Annotated in this window: 14 protein-coding genes and 1 pseudogene; 13 read left to right on the top strand and 2 right to left on the bottom strand. The window is 57.6% G+C overall.

Translation table 11 applies throughout. The features are described 5' to 3' along the window. Positions 1–104: 104 nt before the first annotated feature. Positions 105–467: a response regulator gene (locus AC1RKH_RS03270; protein ID WP_493061085.1), complete on the top strand. Its 363-nt coding sequence runs from the start codon at positions 105–107 to the stop codon at positions 465–467. Positions 468–469: 2 nt separating this feature from the next. Here AC1RKH_RS03270 and AC1RKH_RS03265 read toward each other — a convergent pair whose 3' ends face one another. Further along, positions 470–1348, bottom strand: coding sequence for a GntR family transcriptional regulator (locus AC1RKH_RS03265; RefSeq protein ID WP_493061084.1), 879 nt, complete (start codon positions 1346–1348; stop codon positions 470–472). A gap of 180 nt (positions 1349–1528) precedes the next feature. Between AC1RKH_RS03265 and AC1RKH_RS03260 the strand changes: the two genes are divergently transcribed. The 10 genes from AC1RKH_RS03260 to AC1RKH_RS03215 all read left to right on the top strand — a co-directional run bounded on the left by AC1RKH_RS03260 (position 1529) and on the right by AC1RKH_RS03215 (position 13535). After that, positions 1529–2815 (top strand): glycosyltransferase, encoded by a 1287-nt coding sequence (locus AC1RKH_RS03260; protein WP_493061083.1) that lies wholly within the window; start codon positions 1529–1531, stop codon positions 2813–2815. Positions 2816–2999: 184 nt separating this feature from the next. Beyond that, the gene (locus AC1RKH_RS03255) at positions 3000–3860 is read left to right on the top strand and encodes a phosphatidylinositol-specific phospholipase C domain-containing protein (protein ID WP_493061082.1); all 861 of its coding nucleotides are present in this window, start codon (positions 3000–3002) and stop codon (positions 3858–3860) included. Positions 3861–3993: 133 nt separating this feature from the next. After that, the gene (locus tag AC1RKH_RS03250; protein WP_493061081.1) at positions 3994–4899 is read left to right on the top strand and encodes a helix-turn-helix domain-containing protein; all 906 of its coding nucleotides are present in this window, start codon (positions 3994–3996) and stop codon (positions 4897–4899) included. A 242-nt stretch (positions 4900–5141) separates the two neighbouring features. After that, positions 5142–6452, top strand: coding sequence for an ABC transporter substrate-binding protein (locus tag AC1RKH_RS03245; protein ID WP_493061080.1), 1311 nt, complete (start codon positions 5142–5144; stop codon positions 6450–6452). A gap of 153 nt (positions 6453–6605) precedes the next feature. Further along, the gene (locus tag AC1RKH_RS03240) at positions 6606–7532 is read left to right on the top strand and encodes a carbohydrate ABC transporter permease (RefSeq protein WP_493061079.1); all 927 of its coding nucleotides are present in this window, start codon (positions 6606–6608) and stop codon (positions 7530–7532) included. An 8-nt stretch (positions 7533–7540) separates the two neighbouring features. Beyond that, complete coding sequence (locus tag AC1RKH_RS03235) at positions 7541–8371, top strand: carbohydrate ABC transporter permease (RefSeq protein WP_123424516.1); 831 nt, start codon at positions 7541–7543, stop codon at positions 8369–8371. 103 nt (positions 8372–8474) lie between these two features. Further along, complete coding sequence (locus tag AC1RKH_RS03230; protein ID WP_493061078.1) at positions 8475–9578, top strand: ABC transporter ATP-binding protein; 1104 nt, start codon at positions 8475–8477, stop codon at positions 9576–9578. A gap of 15 nt (positions 9579–9593) precedes the next feature. Continuing rightward, the gene (locus tag AC1RKH_RS03225) at positions 9594–11069 is read left to right on the top strand and encodes a mannitol dehydrogenase family protein (protein ID WP_493061077.1); all 1476 of its coding nucleotides are present in this window, start codon (positions 9594–9596) and stop codon (positions 11067–11069) included. A gap of 14 nt (positions 11070–11083) precedes the next feature. Beyond that, on the top strand, positions 11084–12577 hold the full coding sequence (xylB, locus tag AC1RKH_RS03220; protein WP_493061076.1) for a xylulokinase: 1494 nt from the start codon (positions 11084–11086) through the stop codon (positions 12575–12577). 13 nt (positions 12578–12590) lie between these two features. Beyond that, positions 12591–13535 (top strand): carbohydrate kinase family protein, encoded by a 945-nt coding sequence (locus tag AC1RKH_RS03215; RefSeq protein ID WP_493061075.1) that lies wholly within the window; start codon positions 12591–12593, stop codon positions 13533–13535. A 123-nt stretch (positions 13536–13658) separates the two neighbouring features. Here the strand turns inward: AC1RKH_RS03215 and AC1RKH_RS03210 are convergent. After that, a pseudogene (locus AC1RKH_RS03210) lies at positions 13659–13757 on the bottom strand (OprD family outer membrane porin); the annotation flags it as partial. A gap of 282 nt (positions 13758–14039) precedes the next feature. On the opposite strand from AC1RKH_RS03210, the gene tssI reads away from it, so the two are divergent. Next, complete coding sequence (gene tssI / locus AC1RKH_RS03205) at positions 14040–17525, top strand: type VI secretion system tip protein TssI/VgrG (RefSeq protein ID WP_493061074.1); 3486 nt, start codon at positions 14040–14042, stop codon at positions 17523–17525. After that, entirely contained in the window at positions 17518–18168 is a 651-nt protein-coding gene (locus AC1RKH_RS03200) for a DUF2931 family protein (RefSeq protein ID WP_493061073.1), read from the top strand. Before tssI ends, AC1RKH_RS03200 begins: the two co-directional genes overlap by 8 nt. The last annotated feature ends 14 nt before the right edge of the window (positions 18169–18182 follow it).

Raw genomic sequence — 18182 nt, 5'->3', positions numbered from 1 at the left:
TTGTACAGAGTAGGGAGCTTGTCGGGATCCGCCACTTACTGATGCAAGAGGCCGGTATTTTCGAACGACCGGTGACCGAACACCTACCGTTGAGAGCCACGCCTATGTCCGCCACAGCGCCCACCATCCTTGTAGTCGAAGACGACGCCATCGTGCGCATGCTGATTGTCGACGTGCTGGAAGAACTGGAGTTCAAGGTGCTTGAGGCCGACAGTGGCAAAGCAGCCCTCGCCCTGATCAACGATAGCGCGCAAATCATCGATCTGCTGATGACCGATGTGGGATTGCCGGAAATGGATGGCCGAGAGCTCGCCGCTCAGACGCGCGTGCTGCGCCCGGCGTTGCCGATCCTGTTTGCCAGTGGTTATGCCGAAAGCATCGAGGTGCCTGAAGGCATGTCGGTGATTGGCAAGCCGTTCTCGATTGATCAATTACGCGACAAGATCCAGAGCATGTTAGCGGTTTGAGCTCAGCCTTTCTTGCGCACTTCATTCAACGTACTGGCCACTTTCAAGTGCCGGTACAGCAAGGTCGATGCCCATTCCCGATCGCCCTGCTCCAGCGCGTCGATAATTTCCAGGTGTTCACGGCAGGAGGTACGAACCCGCTCCAGGTTCGACACGGTATGAAACTCGGTAAGCCTGCGCAGGCGATTTTGCTGCTGCACGGTTTGTAGAATGAAGCTGTTGCCCGAGGCGGCGGCGAGTAACTCGTGGAACTCGGCGTTGGCTTCGAAAAAGCCCAGGCTATCGGGGGTTCCTTCGAGCAGCGCCTGCTGTTTTTCACGGCAGCGCTGCAAGCGCTCGCGGGGCAGATTGAAGGTCGGCTCGAGCAGACCGGCAGGTTCCAGAAGCATGCGAAAGCGATAACTTTCGAAGCGCTTTTCGGCCGTGCTCAAGGTGGGCATGAACATCCAGCCGTGCCCGTGCTTGCGCTGCATCACACCTTCGTCAGACAAACGCAGCAAGCAACGGCGCAATACCGCCTTGCTTGCACCATAACGACGCAGCAGATCACTCTCCATCACCTGATCGGGTATCGCCTGCGCCAGGCGATCATCGATCAGTCGCTGATACAGCTCCTCATCCTCCCCAACCGGCAGACTGACCTTGGCCAACTCATCGCTGAGCGGTGTATCCAGTACGCAGTAACCCTGATGGGGCAACCGTCCGATCACTTGCTCTTGTGCCAGGTAGACCAGCGCCCCCCGAATCGGCGAGCGAGACACGCCAAAGCGCTCGGCCAGTTCGACCTCTTTGAGGTGACTACCGGGTGTTAACTCGCCAGACCGGATCGCCATGAGAATCTGCGAGGCGACTTTAGTCTGAAGTGCGGTGGGTTGGGTCATTGAAAAACGTCCATGGATCAGCTGCCAGACGCTAACTCATGAACCGGGAAACTTCCAGTCAATACAAGCGCATAACGTACCCTGGGGCGATTGCCGGGCACAATCGACACCGCCAGCTGTGGTTTAATTGCGCCCCTCGTTTCTCCCCTGTCTTCTGCCTGCATCAAGGAAACCCCGTTCATGAGTCAGCCCCGCGCAACCAAAGTCCTGGTCATTGGTTACGTCTGGCCCGAACCGCGCTCTTCTGCCGCCAGCGGACACGTGATGCAAATCCTTGAAACGTTTTTGCAGGAAGGCTGGGACATCACGTTCAGCAGCCCGGCCGGTGTCGGTGAACACAAGGCAGACCTGGCTGAGCTGGGTATTCGTGAGGTCTCCATCGAGCTGAACAACAGCAGTTTCGATGCATTCATCAGTGAGCTTGCCCCCGATATCGTGCTGTTCGATCAGTTCATGATGGAAGAGCAGTTCGGTTGGCGTGTCGAGAAACACTGCCCTGGCGCATTACGCGTACTTGAAACATCTGATCTGCAAAGTTTGCGACATGCCCGGCACCAACGGCTCAAGGAGCGCTTGAAGGCCAGTGACGACGTTAATGACTTCAGCACGTTGTTCGCCCCGGCGTTGCGTGAAGAGTTCGAACTCATGACCGATACCGATCTGGCCAAGCGCGAAATTGCCGCGTTGTACCGCTGTGACCTGAACTTGATGATTTCGCAGGTGGAAATCGAATTGCTGGTGGAACAGTTCAAACTGCCACGCCAGTTGCTGCACTGGTGTCCGCTGATGATCGACCCGATCACTCAGCCGTTCACACCGTTCGAAGACCGCGCGCACTTCCTCAGCATCGGCAATTTCCGCCACGCCCCTAACTGGGATGCGGTGCTCTGGATGAAAACCACGCTCTGGCCACTGATTCGTCAGCAACTCCCGGGAGCGCAGTTGCATATATACGGCGCCTACACACCGCCCAAGGCCACCGCCTTGCACAATCCAGCGCAAGGCTTTCATGTGATGAACTGGGCCGAAGACGCGTTACAGGTCATGTCCGCAGCACGGATCTGCCTGGCACCCTTGCGCTTTGGCGCGGGCATCAAAGGTAAAATTATCGACGCGATGCTCTGCGGCACGCCAAACGTCACCACGCCTGTGGGTGCCGAAGGTATGCACGGCGGTTTACCTTGGGCTGGCGCGATAGCCATGTCGGCCAGCGCCATGGCACACGCCGCTGTTGAGCTTTATTCAGACAAAACCTGTTGGGAACAGGCTCAGCAGGCCGGTACACAATTACTGACCACCCATTATCAACGGAACACCCATGGTCCTGCACTGGTGGATCGACTCAATAGTTGTCGTCTGAATCTGGAGCAACTACGGCGCGATAATTTTATCGGAAGTATGTTGCGTCACCATCATCATAAAAGCACTCAATACATGGCGCAGTGGATTGAAGCGAAAAACCGTTAATACCAGGAATGCATAACGACACCCATACATCACGATAATTTTCCGACACCGAGAACAACTCTTTCTCGGCATGTCCAGTCATTGTCTATTTAAAGATCTCACCTTATAAATACCCGCGACTTGCGTGCGCGCACTGCACCGCCACGCGATTGACCACTCAACCTATTTATAATCTGGATTCCTGATGGACATTACTAACGTGCGTTATCGCGCCACCCGTAACTGGATGAGTTCCTCCCCCGGCATCAATACATTGACCATTGACCAAATCATCTGGCCAGGCGCTCATAATTCGGGGATGGACTGGGGCCTTCCTCAACCTTTATACGACTCCGTGATATCGAACTGGATCTTGTGCCAGAACCAGGATTTCCTCTGGCAATTGAGAAACGGCGCCAGGGCCCTGGACCTCAGGTTTGTCAACGCTCAATCAGGCTTCAGGACATTCCATGGACACGTTCTTGGCCGGTCCCTTAAGGAGCTTGTCTCAGCCGTGAATGCCTTTCTGAATGAAAATCCGGATGAATTCATTATTCTTGACCTTCATCAACTCGAAGGAACCGGGGACGTCAACTTCGACTACAAAAGCTTCAATCAAGCGTTACTGTCAGGGTTAGAGTCCAGACTTGTCCCTTGGGAGAATCGACACCACACGGTGCAACAGCTGAAAACAAACAAGCGGCGACGCGTGGTTGTTGCCGCCTCTTATCACCCTGATCTTGATGGGCGTTATTTCTGGGCCGGCATACACCATGAGTGGGCGGGTGAGGCAATCGTTAATACCGCTGACATCAGTCGGCATATTGGAAACGTATTGAAGACCCCCCCAACGAAGATGCCATGGTCGTTGTCCGCCACGAGCTACAGCCCGTTCAAAGGCCCAACAAAACTGACGAAAGAACTTAATGATTGGTTCTTTCCTGGCGGAGGACTTATTGAGTACGCGAGTATTATCAATGTTGATTTTTTCGATGAAAGCAAGATCGTAGGATACTGCGCCATGGCGACCGATCGCGTTGCCGAAAATCAAGCCCTGCGCCGATAATTACCGCTCGCCGTTATGCTACGAAGGCACCAGAAGCCGACATCAGAGGCTGATGGATCGGCGCCCAAAGGCTGGTGCTGCACCACGCTAAAGAGGCATGATCAGGGCGCAATAACAATAAAAGTGCCCAGAGATGACCCGAGCAGCCAGAGTCACCGACCCTTCCTACGAATTGATGGATGACCACAACGGGTTGTCCATCATCTATCGCCAGCACGGTTTTCCTTGCCCGCTGGTGCGCTGGCATTTCCACAAGGAATACGAACTGCACCTGATCGTCGCAAGCTCGGGCAAGGTGTTCATTGGCGACTACATTGGCAATTTCTATCCCGAAACCCTGTTTCTGACCGGCCCCAACCTGCCCCACAACTGGATCAGCCAGGTCGCCGAAGACGAAGTGGTGCCCAAGCGAGACATGCTGGTGAACTTCGCCGACGAGCTGTTCGACAGCGGCCATCAGGTGTTTGCCGAACTCAAGAGCCTGACGCCACTGCTGGAGCGCGCGCAGTACGGCATCGAATTTCGCTGTAAACACACAATCCGCCAGGCCATGGACTTGATGCAGCGGATTGCCGACTCCAAAGGCGTCACCCGCCTCGGGTACTTTTTCATTCTGCTGGAGCTGTTGGTTGCCTGCGACGACTACCAGCTGCTGTCCGGGGCCACCACGCCACAGCTGGCCGACGAACATAACATCGACCGCACCAACCGGGCAGTGGATTACATCTTTGCCCACTACGCTCGCGAACTGCCGCTGGAAGAAGTCGCCGAGTATCTGGGCATGAAACCGACCTATTTCTCCCGGGTTTTCAAGCAGGCCACCGGGCGTTGTTTTGTCGAGTTCGTCAATCGCTTGCGCATCAGCAAATCCTGCGAGTTGCTGGCCGATGGCAATAAACCGGTGACCGATGTGTGTTTCGAGTCTGGCTTCAACAATATTTCCAACTTCAACCGGCGCTTTCAGCAACTCAAAGGCATGACCCCTTCCCATTACCGTCGGCTGGCGGTGCAGCGTTTGACTGAGCAAAATCGGGGCTAGCCTAAAAGATCGTCCGAACGCGGCCCGAACCTTCGGCAGCTCCTACAGAGGACTACCCGCGTAGGAGCTGCCGAAGGCTGCGATCTTTTATGTGCAAAATAGTATCAGTACCCGTGCTACCAACGATTTGTCATTGCGTGTTTTGAAGGCTGTAATCAGCCTCAGATTCTTCCTACCTCCGGAAGACACAAAAACAACAACTGTCCTTCTGCTGCCCCCTGGGTTCAGAAGAGGAGTGCGCGATGAAACCCTCTGTAAAAGCTCTGCTTGCCTGCACCTGCATGACCCTCAGCAGCGTCAGCCTTGGCGCACAAACCCTGACCATTGCCACCGTCAACAACAGCGACATGATCCGCATGCAAAAGCTCTCGAAAACCTTCGAGGCCGAGCACCCGGAGATCAAGCTCAATTGGGTGGTACTGGAAGAAAACGTCCTGCGTCAACGCCTGACCACTGACATCGCCACCCAGGGTGGCCAGTTCGATGTGCTGACTATCGGCATGTACGAAGCCGCACTCTGGGGCGCCAAGGGTTGGCTCGAACCGATGAAAGATCTACCTGCCAGTTACGCCCTCGACGACGTATTCCCCTCGGTGCGTGAAGGTCTGTCGGTCAAGGGCACGCTCTACGCCCTGCCGTTCTACGCCGAAAGCTCCATGACCTATTACCGCACCGACCTGTTCAAGGACGCAGGCCTTGCCATGCCCGAGCATCCCACCTGGGAGCAGATCGGTGAATTCGCCGGCAAACTCAACAAACCCGATCAGGAGCAGTACGGTATCTGCCTGCGCGGCAAGGCCGGTTGGGGGGAGAACATGGCATTGATCACCACCATCGCCAATGCCTATGGCGCACGCTGGTTCGATGAGAAGTGGCAGCCGGAATTCAGCGGTCCGGAGTGGAAGAATGCGCTGAACTTCTACGCCGACACCATGAAAAAATCCGGCCCGCCCGGTGCTTCCAGCAACGGTTTCAACGAGAACCTGGCACTGTTCAATAGCGGCAAGTGCGCGATCTGGGTCGACGCCAGCGTCGCTGGCTCGTTCGTCACCGACAAAACCCAAAGCAAGGTCAGCGACCATGTCGGCTTCACCTACGCGCCCCATCAAGTGACCGACAAAGGCTCGGCCTGGTTGTACTCCTGGGCGCTGGCGATCCCCGCCAGCTCCAAAGCCAAGGACGCGGCGAAAACCTTCAGCGCCTGGGCCACCTCCAAAGAGTACGGCGCACTGGTGGCCGAGAAGGACGGCATCGCCAACGTACCGCCTGGCACCCGCGCCTCGACTTACAGCGAGGCCTACATGAGCGCCGCGCCGTTCGCCAAAGTCACGCTGGAGTCACTGAAAGTTGCCGACCCGAGCAAGCCAACCCTGAAGCCGGTGCCCTACATCGGCATCCAATTGGTGACCATTCCTGAGTTCCAGGCGGTTGGCACCCAGGTCGGCAAGCTGTTCTCTGCTGCGCTGATCGGCCAGACCACTGTCGACCAGGCGCTGGCCGCCGCCCAGCAGACCACCGAACGTGAAATGAAGCGCGCGGGTTATCCCAAATAACCACGCAACCCGCTCCTGCCTTCTGTGGGAGCGAGCTTGCTCGCGATGACGGCCTCCCATTCAACATTGTGGGTGACTGATACATCGCCATCGCGAGCAAGCTCGCTCCCACATTAGATCGTCATAGATCTACTTGAAACGGTTTTGATCGCCATGAATATTTCAACTGCTAAAGCTCACATGGTCATTCCCCAACCGCTGCGTAAAAGCCGGCTGGCCAACCCTGGCTGGTTTCTGGTCAGCCCTTCGGTGACCTTATTGCTGCTATGGATGATCGTGCCGCTGGGCATGACCCTGTACTTTTCGCTGATCCGCTACAACCTGCTTTACCCCGGCGACAATGCGTTCGTGGGGCTGGAGAACTTCAGCTACTTCCTGACCGACTCGGGCTTCCTGCCGGGTGCCACCAACACCTTATTACTGGTCGGCAGCGTGCTGTTGATCAGCGTGGTGTTCGGGGTACTGATCAGCGCCCTGCTGGAAGCCAGTGAGTTTCTCGGCCGCGGTATCGTGCGGGTGATGTTGATCTCGCCGTTCTTCATCATGCCCACCGTCGGTGCGCTGATCTGGAAGAACCTGATCTTCCATCCGGTCTCGGGGATTCTCGCTGCCGTGTGGAAGCTCTTCGGCGCTCAACCCGTGGACTGGCTCGCCCACTACCCGCTGCTGTCGATCATCATCATTGTCTCGTGGCAATGGCTGCCCTTCGCGATCCTGATCCTGATGACCGCCATGCAGTCGCTCGACCAGGAACAGAAAGAGGCGGCACGCCTGGATGGCGCCGGGCCGATCGCGATCTTCTGGCACCTGACCTTGCCGCACCTGGCACGGCCGATTGCCGTGGTGGTAATGATCGAAACCATCTTCCTGCTCTCGGTATTCGCCGAAATCTTCACCACCACCAACGGTGGCCCCGGCTACGCCTCGACCAACCTCGCCTACCTGATCTACAACCAGGCACTGGTGCAGTTCGACGTCGGCATGGCCTCGGCCGGTGGCTTGATCGCGGTGGTGATTGCCAACATCGCGGCGATCATCCTGGTGCGGATGCTCGGCAAAAACCTGACTGACAAAGCCTGAGGCCTGCCATGACTCTTCAACAATCCCGTCGTTTGCACAGCCTGTTGCTCGGCACCCTGGCCTGGGCCATCGCGATCCTGATTTTCTTCCCGATCTTCTGGATGGTGCTGACCAGTTTCAAAACCGAAATCGATGCGTTCGCCACGCCGCCGCAGTTCATCTTCACACCGACGCTGGAAAACTACCTGCACATCGAGGAGCGCAGCGGCTACTTCAGCTTCGCCTGGAACTCGGTGGTGATTTCGTTCAGCGCTACGGCCCTGTGCCTGCTGATCGCGGTGCCGGCGGCGTATTCCATGGCCTTCTACGAAACCCAGCGCACCAAAGGCACGCTGCTGTGGATGCTCTCGACCAAAATGCTGCCACCCGTGGGCGTGCTGATGCCGATCTACCTGCTGGCCAAGAGCTTCGGCCTGCTCGACACCCGGATCGCGCTGATCATCATCTACACGCTGATCAACCTGCCGATTGTGGTCTGGATGATTTACACCTACTTCAAGGACATCCCCAAGGACATCCTCGAAGCCGCCCGTCTCGATGGCGCCACCCTGTGGCAGGAAATGGTCCGGGTACTGCTGCCGATTGCCAAGGGCGGCCTGGCGTCGACCGTGTTGCTGTCACTGATCCTGTGCTGGAATGAGGCCTTCTGGTCGCTGAACCTGACCTCGTCGAAAGCTGCGCCGCTGACCGCGTTGATCGCCTCGTACTCAAGTCCTGAAGGGTTGTTCTGGGCCAAGTTGTCGGCGGTCTCGACACTGGCTTGCGCACCGATTCTGATCTTTGGCTGGATCAGCCAGAAACAACTGGTCCGCGGCCTGTCTTTTGGCGCCGTGAAATGAATCAAAAGATCGTCCGAACGCGGCCCGAACCTTCGGCAGCTCCTACGAGGGCTCACGCGATCTTTTGATCTTGAACCTTAACAATTAAAAGCGGAGGCCCGTCATGGCCCACCTGAAAATCAAGAATCTGCAAAAAGGTTTCGAAGGCTTTTCCATCATCAAAGGCATCGACCTTGAAGTGAACGACCGCGAGTTCGTGGTCTTCGTCGGTCCGTCCGGCTGCGGTAAGTCGACCCTGCTGCGGCTGATCGCCGGTCTGGAAGAAGTCACCGCTGGCACCATCGAACTGGACGGGCGCGACATCACCGAAGTCAGCCCGGCCAAGCGTGACCTGGCGATGGTGTTCCAGACTTACGCCTTGTATCCGCACATGAGCGTGCGCAAAAACATGTCTTTCGCCCTCGACCTGGCCGGCGTGAACAAGGCTGAGGTGGAGAAAAAGGTCAACGAAGCCGCGCGTATTCTCGAACTCGGGCCGATGCTCGAACGCAAGCCGAAACAGCTCTCCGGTGGCCAGCGTCAGCGCGTAGCGATCGGCCGGGCGATTGTGCGTAACCCGAAGATCTTCCTGTTCGACGAACCACTGTCCAACCTCGACGCCGCCCTGCGGGTACAGATGCGCCTGGAACTGGCGCGGCTGCACAAAGAGCTGCAAGCGACGATGATCTACGTGACCCACGACCAGGTTGAAGCCATGACACTGGCCGACAAAGTGGTGGTGCTCAACGGTGGCCGGATCGAACAGGTCGGCTCGCCGCTGGAGCTCTATCACCAGCCGGCCAACCTGTTTGTCGCAGGCTTCCTCGGCACCCCGAAAATGGGCTTTCTCAAGGGCAAGGTCAGCCGCCTCGATCGCCAGGGCTGTGAAGTCCGGCTCGATGCCGGGACGCGCATCAGTCTGCCGCTGAGTGGCGCCAACCTCAACGTCGGTGACGCAGTGACCCTGGGTATTCGCCCGGAACATCTGGAACTGGCACAACCCGGAGACTGCACGTTGCAGGTCACCGCCGACGTCAGCGAGCGCTTGGGCAGCGACACTTTCTGCCACGTTCTGACCGCCTCCGGTGAAGCCCTGACCATGCGGATTCGCGGTGATCTGACGAGCCGTTATGGCGAGCAACTGAGCCTGCATCTGGACGCCGAACACTGCCACTTATTCGATGCCAACGGGGTGGCCGTGGCCAGACCGCTGCGCGCCGCTGCCTGATTGCCGAGACCCGACATGAAATTGAACAAACCCAATCTCACCCGCCTGGCACCTGAAGTGGCGCTGCCCGCCTACGCCCTGAGCGCTACCCGCCACGGCATCGCCCACATCGGCGTCGGCGGTTTCCATCGCGCCCATCAGGCCTATTACACCGATGCCTTGATGAACTTGGGCGAAGGTCTGGACTGGAGCATATGCGGCGTTGGCCTGCGCGCCGAGGACCGTCGCGCCCGGGACGACCTGGCCGGCCAGGACTACCTGTTCACCCTGTTTGAACTGGGCGATACCGATGACACTCAGGTCCGGGTCATCGGCGCCATCAGCGACATGTTGCTGGCCGAAGACGGCACTCAGGCGCTGATCGATAAACTCGCCAGTCCGGACATACGTATCGTCTCGCTGACCATCACCGAGGGTGGTTACTGCATTGACGACAGCAGCGGCGAGTTCATGGCCCAACTGCCACAGATCCAGCATGACCTGGCGCACCCAAACAGTCCGAAAACCGTGTTCGGCTTCCTCTGCGCAGCCCTGGCCAAACGCCGCGCCACCGGTACTCCAGCGTTCACCTTGATGTCCTGCGATAACCTGCCGCACAACGGCGCGGTCACCCGCAAGGCTCTGCTGGCCTTCGCCGCGCTGCGCGATGCTGACTTGCGGGACTGGATCGCCGCGAACGTCAGTTTCCCCAACGCCATGGTCGACCGCATTACCCCGATGACCAGCTCGGCTCACCGCTTGCAACTGCACGACGAGCACGGCATTGACGATGCCTGGCCAGTGGTCTGTGAACCCTTTGTGCAATGGGTGCTGGAAGACAACTTCGTCAACGGCCGCCCGGCCTGGGAAAAGGTCGGCGTGCAGTTCACCGATGACGTCACGCCCTATGAAGAAATGAAAATCAAACTGCTCAACGGCAGCCACCTGGCCCTGACTTATCTGGGTTTCCTCAAGGGCTATCGCTTCGTCCACGAGGCCATGAACGATCCGCTGTTCGTGCGTTACATGCGTGCCTATATGGACCTCGACGTAACGCCACAATTGGCCCCCGTACCGGGCATCGACCTGACGCAGTACAAACATACGCTGGTGGAGCGTTTCTCCAATCAGGCGATTGCCGATCAGCTGGAGCGCGTTTGCTCCGATGGCTCGTCGAAGTTTCCCAAGTTCATCGTGCCGACCATCAACCGCTTGATTGCCGATGGACGCGAGACCAGGCGTGCGGCGTTGGTGGTGGCGGCGTGGGCGATCTACTTGAAGGGCGTGGATGAAAACGGCAATGCCTATTCGATTCCCGACCCACGAGCGGAATTCTGTCAGGCGCTGGTCACCGATGATCCGTTGATCACTCAGCGACTGCTGGAAGTTGAGGAGATCTTCGGCACGGCGATCCCCCACTCAGCGGAGTTTGTTGCAGCGTTCGAGTGGTGCTGTAACAGCCTGCGTGAGCATGGCGTGACGCGAACTCTGGAGCGGGTGTTGGCAGACTGATCGAAGGACTCTCCATGGCAAACCAACAATTATTCCTCGGCATCGACTGCGGCACCCAAGGCACCAAAGCGCTGATCCTCGATGCGCGCAGCGGTAAAGTCCTCGGTCAGGGCGCCGCCGCCCACAGCCTGATCAGCGGCGCCAACGGCTGTCGTGAACAAGACCCCGCCCAATGGCTCGAGGCGTTAACGCTCGCCACGCGCCAGGCCTTGCTGGCCGCCAACATCAGCGGTCAGGAGATTCTCGGCATCGGCGTCTCGGGCCAGCAACATGGCCTGGTCCTGCTCGATGAACAAGGCCAGGTCCTGCGCCCGGCCAAGCTCTGGTGCGACACCGAAACCAGCGCAGAAAACCAGCGGTTGCTGGCCCACCTGGGTGGCGAAAGCGGCTCGTTGGAACGCCTCGGCGTGGCCATCGCACCGGGCTATACCGTGTCCAAACTGTTGTGGACCCAAGAGCAGCATCCGCAGATTTTCGCCCGCATCGCGCACATTCTGTTGCCCCACGACTACCTCAACTATTGGCTGACCGGGCGCTACTGCAGCGAGTTCGGCGACGCTTCCGGCACCGGTTATTTCAATGTGCGCACCCGCCAATGGGACGTACAACTGCTGCGCGACATCGACCCCAGCGGACGCCTGCAAGCGGCGCTGCCTGAGTTGCTGGAGGCGCATCAAGCGGTCGGCACGATTTTGCCAAGCATCGCCGAACGGTTGGGCATTAACCCAAAGGCGCTGGTCGCCAGCGGTGGCGGTGACAACATGATGGGCGCCCTCGGCACCGGCAATATTCAGCCCGGCGCAATCACCATGAGCCTGGGGTCTTCGGGCACCGTGTATGCCTACGCCGAGAAGCCCAAGGTCAGCCCGGATGCGTCAGTCGCGACCTTCTGTTCCTCCAGCGGTGGCTGGTTGCCGTTGATTTGCACGATGAATCTGACCAATGCGACCAGCGCGGTTCGTGAGCTGTTCAATCTGGACCTCTCACAGTTCAATGCGCGGGTCGAACAGGCCCCGATTGGCGCCGAAGGCGTGAGCATGCTGCCGTTTCTCAACGGCGAGCGCGTTCCCGCCCTGCCCCATGCCACCGGCAGTTTGATGGGGCTGAACCTGAGAAACCTGACCCAGGCTAACCTCTGCCGCGCAGTAGTCGAAGGCACCACCTTCGGTTTGCGTTATGGTCTGGACCTGCTGCGCAGCAGCGGTTTGCAGAGCCGCAGCATTCGCCTCACCGGTGGCGGCTCGAAAAGCCCGGTGTGGCGGCAGATGGTCGCGGACATCATGAACACTCCGGTGGTTTGCACCGAACACAGCGAAGCCGCGGCACTCGGCGCAGCGATTCAGGCCGCGTGGTGCGAATCCGGGGCCGGGACCCGGCAAAGTCTGTTGGCCTTGTGCGAACGCTGTGTCAGCCTCGACCCCAGCAGCGAAACCCAACCCATCGTGGCGAACGTGGCGGCCTACCAACAGGCCTATGAGCGCTATCGACAACAGGTCGCAACCCTTTAAAGAGTGAACAACTATGTATCTGGTGTGTGGCGAAGCGCTGTTCGATTTCTTCAGCGAAAACGAGGCCAGCGGTCAGGCTTCAAAAGTGAATTACAAGGCGATTGCCGGCGGATCACCCTTCAATGTGGCAGTCGGCTTGCGCCGCTTGGGTGTGGACGCGGCGCTGTTCGCAGGGCTTTCCACCGACTACCTCGGCCGTCGCTTGCTACAAGTGCTGGCGGATGAAGGGGTATGCCCGGATTACCTGCTGGACGTCGACGCACCGACCACCCTGGCGATGGTCGCGGTCGGTGCCAACGGCTCGCCACATTACAGCTTTCGCGGTGAAGGCTGCGCTGATCGTCAGCTCACGCTGGCCCATCTGCCAGAGTTGAACGAGCAAGTACGCGGTCTGCACATCGGCTCGTTCTCGCTGGTGGTGCAACCGATTGCCGACACGCTGCTGGCGCTGGTGCGCCGGGAAAGCGGCAAACGCCTGATCAGCCTCGACCCGAACGTGCGGCTCAATCCCGAGCCGAACATCGAGTTGTGGCGTTCACGTATCGCAGAGCTGATAAAACTTGCCGATCTGATCAAGGTCAGCGATGAAGACTTGAGCCTGCTGTATCCGGATCGCGACCCGCAGAGCGTGATCGACGGCTGGCTGGAGCATCGCTGCCAACTGGTGTTCCTGACCCGTGGCGGCCAAGGCGCGACGGTGTTCAGCCGCCGCCACGGCAGCTGGTCCGCGCCGGCGATCCCGGTGGTGATTGCCGACACCGTCGGTGCCGGCGATACCTTCCAGGCCGCGCTGATTACCTGGCTGACCGAACAGCAGCTCGATTCGGTCGACGGTTTGCAGCGCTTGAGCCGCGAACAGATCGACGCAATGCTCAGGTTCGCCATCAGCGCTGCAGCCCTGACCTGCAGCAAGACCGGGCCGGATTTGCCGTATCGGCAGCAGTTGGAAATGCGCTGAATCTGAGGGCCTCATCGCGAGCAAGCTCGCTCCCACAATGGATTTTTGTGTGATGCAAATTCTGCATACGACTCAGATCCCCCTGTGGGAGCGAGCTTGCTCGCGATGGCATTCTGTCAGGCGCTACAGGATCGAAAAGTTGTAACTCACAATCAACCGGGTCTCATCCACATCCCGGGCGAACTTCTCGTAGTTGGTCCGGTACGTCGCGTTGCGCAACCGCGGTTACGGAGGGTAATTGCCAATGGTGGCATATGGCTGCTAGCCAAGACAGACAACTTTAGTCTGAAAATGACTGTCTGTTTCTACTCGCGGTAGGTAGCCGATGCTCCTTAACGGCATTACATTGATTGCCAAACGTCCCGATTTCATTGACCTAAACCTTGTAAATAGGGGTTTTCCCGATGCCCATCACTGCCATCGCCTAGGCCATTTGCGCCTTGAACCGATGGATTTAATCCTGCACCATCGCGCCCTGGTTATTCAAAGGACGGAATCAAAGGCATGCTGGATGCTAACGCTACCCATATTTCTCTTACCCTCGAAGGTGTTTCCACTGACCTTCAGGTGCTCAGTTTCGTCGGCCGCGAAGCCCTCAATCAGCCGTTCTGTTTTGATATCGAACTGGTCAGTTCCCGTCCCGACCTGAAGCTTGAAGAGCTGCTGCACAAACCCGCGTGCCTGACTTTCGGCGCTACCGGCGAAGGCATCATTCATGGCCTGGTCTACCGCATCGCTCAGGGCGATTCGGGTAAGAGCCTGACGCGCTACAGCATCAGTCTGACCCCGCAGCTCAACTACCTGCGCCACAACCATGACCAGCAAATCTTCCAGCAACTGAGCGTGCCGAAGATCATCGCCCAGGTCCTCGAAGCCCGCGGCATTCTGTCCGATGCCTACCATTTCCAGCTTGGCGCGATCTACCCCGAGCGCGTGTACTGCGTGCAGTACGACGAGTCCGACCTGCATTTCATCCAGCGACTGTGCGAAGAAGAAGGCATTCACTTTCACTTCCAGCACAGTGCCAACGGCCACAAGCTGGTGTTCGGCGATGACCAGACGGTGTTCCGCAAACTGGCGCCGGTGAGCTATCAGCAAGACTCCGGCATGAGCGCCGACAAACCAGTGATCAAGCGCTTCAACCTGCGCCTCGAAACCCGCACCAGCCGCGTCAGCCGCCGCGATTACGACTTCGAAAAACCGCGCATCCTGCCTGAAGGCGCGGCCAGCAGTGCGTTCCTGCCAGACCTGGAAGACTACGACTATCCCGGCCGTTTCACCGACCGCGAACGTGGCAAGCAACTGGCGACCCGCGCCCTGGAGCGTCATCGCAGCGACTACCAACTGGCCGAAGGCAAAAGCGATCAACCGATCCTGGTCAGTGGCCACTTCCTCGCCTTGAGCGAACACCCGCGTGCCGAATGGAATGACCTCTGGCTGCTGCTGGAAGTCATTCACGAAGGCAAACAGCCGCAAGTGCTGGGCGAGTCCATCACCAGTGACGTCACTCAGAACAAGGATGACTTCCACCAGGGTTACCGCAACCGCTTCCTCGCCACGCCGTGGGACGCGCACTACCGCCCGGCCCTCGAACACCCGAAACCGAAAGTCCTGGGCAGCCAGACCGCGGTGGTCACCGGTCCCAAAGGCGAAGAAATTCATTGCGATCAATACGGCCGCATCAAGGTGCAGTTCCATTGGGACCGCGATGGCCAGTCCGACGACAAGACCAGTTGCTGGGTTCGCGTCGCCAGCGGCTGGGCCGGTAGCGCTTACGGCGGCATCACCATCCCGCGCATCGGCATGGAAGTGCTGGTGACCTTCCTCGAAGGTGATCCCGACCAACCGCTGGTCACCGGTTGCCTGTACCACAAGGAAAACGTCGTCCCCTACGACCTGCCGGCGAACAAAACCCGCAGCACCTTCAAAACCCTCAGCTCACCGGGCGGCAAGGGCTACAACGAATTCCGCATCGAAGACAAAAAAGGTGCCGAACAGATCTACCTGCACGCCCAACGCGACTGGGACGAAAACGTCGAGCACGACCAGAAAATCCGCGTCGGCAACGAACGCCACGACACCGTCGAAGCCAACACCCTCACCGAACTCAAGGCCGAAGAACATCGCATCACCCATCTGGATCGCAAGACCGAAGCGCGGGCAGATGATCACCTGACTGTTGGTGTGACGCAGCATGTGAAAGTCGGCACGGCGCAGTTTGTCGAGGCAAGTCAGGAAATTCATTACCACGCCGGTGAAAAGGTGGTGGTGGAAGGCGGGATGGAACTGACAGCCAAGGCTGGGGGGAGTTTCGTCAAGGTTGATGCGGGTGGTGTGACTATCAGCGGTGCTGAGGTGAAGGTGAATTCGGGGGGTGGGCCGGGTTCGGGCTCTGGTATTCAGATTCTCACACCTTTGATTCCCGGTGCCGCCGCTGCAGCTATCGCGGGGAGCCTGCTCAAGGCGCCGCCAATCGGCAAATTCAACGCCGAGCCTGACCCGTTGGCGCCACCTCCGAAAGACGAGGAACTGGAAGAGGAGGAAGAAGAAGTCGAACTGGAGGACATCACCCTACGAGTTGGCGTGTTCTTCGACGGCACGGGCAACAACCGAACCAACAGTGAGCGCGTCTTTGGCTGTTTTGCGCCAGATGTGAATCTCGAAGAAGCAGCTGAAGATATTCGCAAGTACTGTGCAGCTCATGGTTATGACGGTAAAGGGAGTTCACCGGATAACAGCTACGGGAATGACACCAGTAATGTGGCGAAGCTGTATGACTTGTATGACCAACAAGCAACTCTCGCTCTACCAATCGATGCGACGACAGCGAATTTAGCCATCTATGTGGAGGGTATTGGCACCAGTAGCACCGGAGAGGACTCCCTGTACTCGCAGGGCACTGGCTTAGGATCGCAGGGCGTTAGGGCACGGGTAGAACAAAGCCCTGCGCTGCTACTTGAAGCTCTCAGAACATTTAGAGAAAACAATCCGGAAAAACTTATTCAACAGATCGAATTCGATATTTTCGGGTTCAGTCGCGGGGCTGCTGCCGCACGGGACTTTGCTAATGAAGTACTCAATGGTGAAAACAGCATCTTGGCTAAAGCTATTCTCGTTGGTACACCTGGCTTAGCAGATAGCTTCGCATGGAAAAAGCACACCGATGTCTCAATAAACTTTATCGGTATCTACGACACCGTAGCGGCCATTGCCAACCCGCTGTTATTGGACTTCAATGGCCATAACGCGGATAACCCAGGTATCAATATCGTTTTGGCTCCAGATGTAGCCAAGAAGGTCGTTCACCTGGTCGCCCGAAATGAGCGGCGCTATAACTTCTCCCTAAACAGTGCCGGTGCGGCGGACATTGTCTTGCCCGGCGTGCACTCGGACCTCGGTGGTGGGTATCTGCCAAAAGCCACGGAGCGCGTACTGGTTAGTAAACCACGGAGAAGCAATGTCGAAGAAAAAGCCTTATTTACTGAAGCCAATAGTTACAAGCTTGCCCAACAGGACTTGAGAAGGCTTCAGGACCAATTGGCCCAGTACAACCTTCCTTTGGAGGTGCGAACGTGGGAAGTGCCGTATCGCACCACAGGCAAGGACAATCGAACCAATATGAAACACGTTTATGCTGCGGTTAGCAGCCAGCGCGAAGTCAGGAGCGATCTGGCATTGATCTACTTGCGGATAATGCGTGAACTGGCCGTAGAAAATGGCGTGCCATTTGACGAGATTGACGAGGAAGAGCCAAGACTCGCACTACCTGCCGAACTCGTTCCAATTTCTGAAAAACTGATGAACTACGCATTGGGTAAAAGCCCGACGACCGGGCTGAGCTCGCAAGAAGAAGAGCTACTTTTTCGACGTTATGTTCACCTGTCCGACAATTGGAATGCTGCTAAGAACCTCAATAATAGTGATCTAAGCGTGGTCTTCATCAATCGCCCCAACGACGACGTTTTACGCACGGTGCACCCTAATGAGTAAACTTGTACGTATCGCCATCGTCGCGCTCTTGCTCAGCGGCTGCACACTTGCCAATAGCGAATCATTACCTTATGACGCTTGGCGCTTGGGCTTTTCGGCACCTAGTTATATGGAGGTCTGGATCGAAACAGCTGATGTGGTGGATATTCAAGGGGATGTCTATAGGCGTGCCATGAGTGGAAACGCTGAAATTCTGAAGCCTTCGAACAACACTGGCAATCCCAAAGGCTGGCCTGCAAGACCAGGTTGGGGTAAGGGCAAATATGTAATGGGTGCGGACCTACCGAAAAAAATCTTTGTTCGCTGGCAATCTCTGGTCGAACCTCAAACCTACAAAGTGGCTATCGAAATACCAGAGTCGACCAGAGAGTTAATGCGTAAGGGTGAAAAAGCTTTTTGTAAGTTTGATGGCAAATGGATAACGGACTATCGCAAGGCAATCGTCGTGGGGCTAGCTCCCGGTGGCATTGCCAAAGTGTGGGTGCTCGGTCCCTGCCTGCCACCAATCGAAGTAACCCGGGTACAAGCCGAGGTTGATCCGCGAGGGCCATATGAAGGGGAATCTGGAGGTAAGCACCGTCCTCTGTCAGCTGTTTCAAAAGCCTATGTCGAGAAGTTTGGTGTGCCGTATGGTTCTTGGTAGCGATAGAATCCAAC

It is taken from the genome of Pseudomonas sp. GW822-FHT06B12 (genome assembly GCF_058799675.1).
The sequence above is the reverse complement of the archived record's forward strand: the minus strand, read 5'-3'. Positions and strand labels throughout refer to the sequence as shown.

Bases quoted from the DNA above. Each gene is read 5' to 3' on its own strand.
- AC1RKH_RS03270 (WP_493061085.1), top strand. From the start codon at position 105: ATGTCCGCCACAGCGCCCACCATCCTTGTAGTCGAAGACGACGCCATC.
- AC1RKH_RS03265 (WP_493061084.1), bottom strand. From the start codon at position 1,348: ATGACCCAACCCACCGCACTTCAGACTAAAGTCGCCTCGCAGATTCTC.
- AC1RKH_RS03260 (WP_493061083.1), top strand. From the start codon at position 1,529: ATGAGTCAGCCCCGCGCAACCAAAGTCCTGGTCATTGGTTACGTCTGG.
- AC1RKH_RS03255 (WP_493061082.1), top strand. From the start codon at position 3,000: ATGGACATTACTAACGTGCGTTATCGCGCCACCCGTAACTGGATGAGT.
- AC1RKH_RS03250 (WP_493061081.1), top strand. From the start codon at position 3,994: ATGACCCGAGCAGCCAGAGTCACCGACCCTTCCTACGAATTGATGGAT.
- AC1RKH_RS03245 (WP_493061080.1), top strand. From the start codon at position 5,142: ATGAAACCCTCTGTAAAAGCTCTGCTTGCCTGCACCTGCATGACCCTC.
- AC1RKH_RS03240 (WP_493061079.1), top strand. From the start codon at position 6,606: ATGAATATTTCAACTGCTAAAGCTCACATGGTCATTCCCCAACCGCTG.
- AC1RKH_RS03235 (WP_123424516.1), top strand. From the start codon at position 7,541: ATGACTCTTCAACAATCCCGTCGTTTGCACAGCCTGTTGCTCGGCACC.
- AC1RKH_RS03230 (WP_493061078.1), top strand. From the start codon at position 8,475: ATGGCCCACCTGAAAATCAAGAATCTGCAAAAAGGTTTCGAAGGCTTT.
- AC1RKH_RS03225 (WP_493061077.1), top strand. From the start codon at position 9,594: ATGAAATTGAACAAACCCAATCTCACCCGCCTGGCACCTGAAGTGGCG.
- xylB (WP_493061076.1), top strand. From the start codon at position 11,084: ATGGCAAACCAACAATTATTCCTCGGCATCGACTGCGGCACCCAAGGC.
- AC1RKH_RS03215 (WP_493061075.1), top strand. From the start codon at position 12,591: ATGTATCTGGTGTGTGGCGAAGCGCTGTTCGATTTCTTCAGCGAAAAC.
- tssI (WP_493061074.1), top strand. From the start codon at position 14,040: ATGCTGGATGCTAACGCTACCCATATTTCTCTTACCCTCGAAGGTGTT.
- AC1RKH_RS03200 (WP_493061073.1), top strand. From the start codon at position 17,518: ATGAGTAAACTTGTACGTATCGCCATCGTCGCGCTCTTGCTCAGCGGC.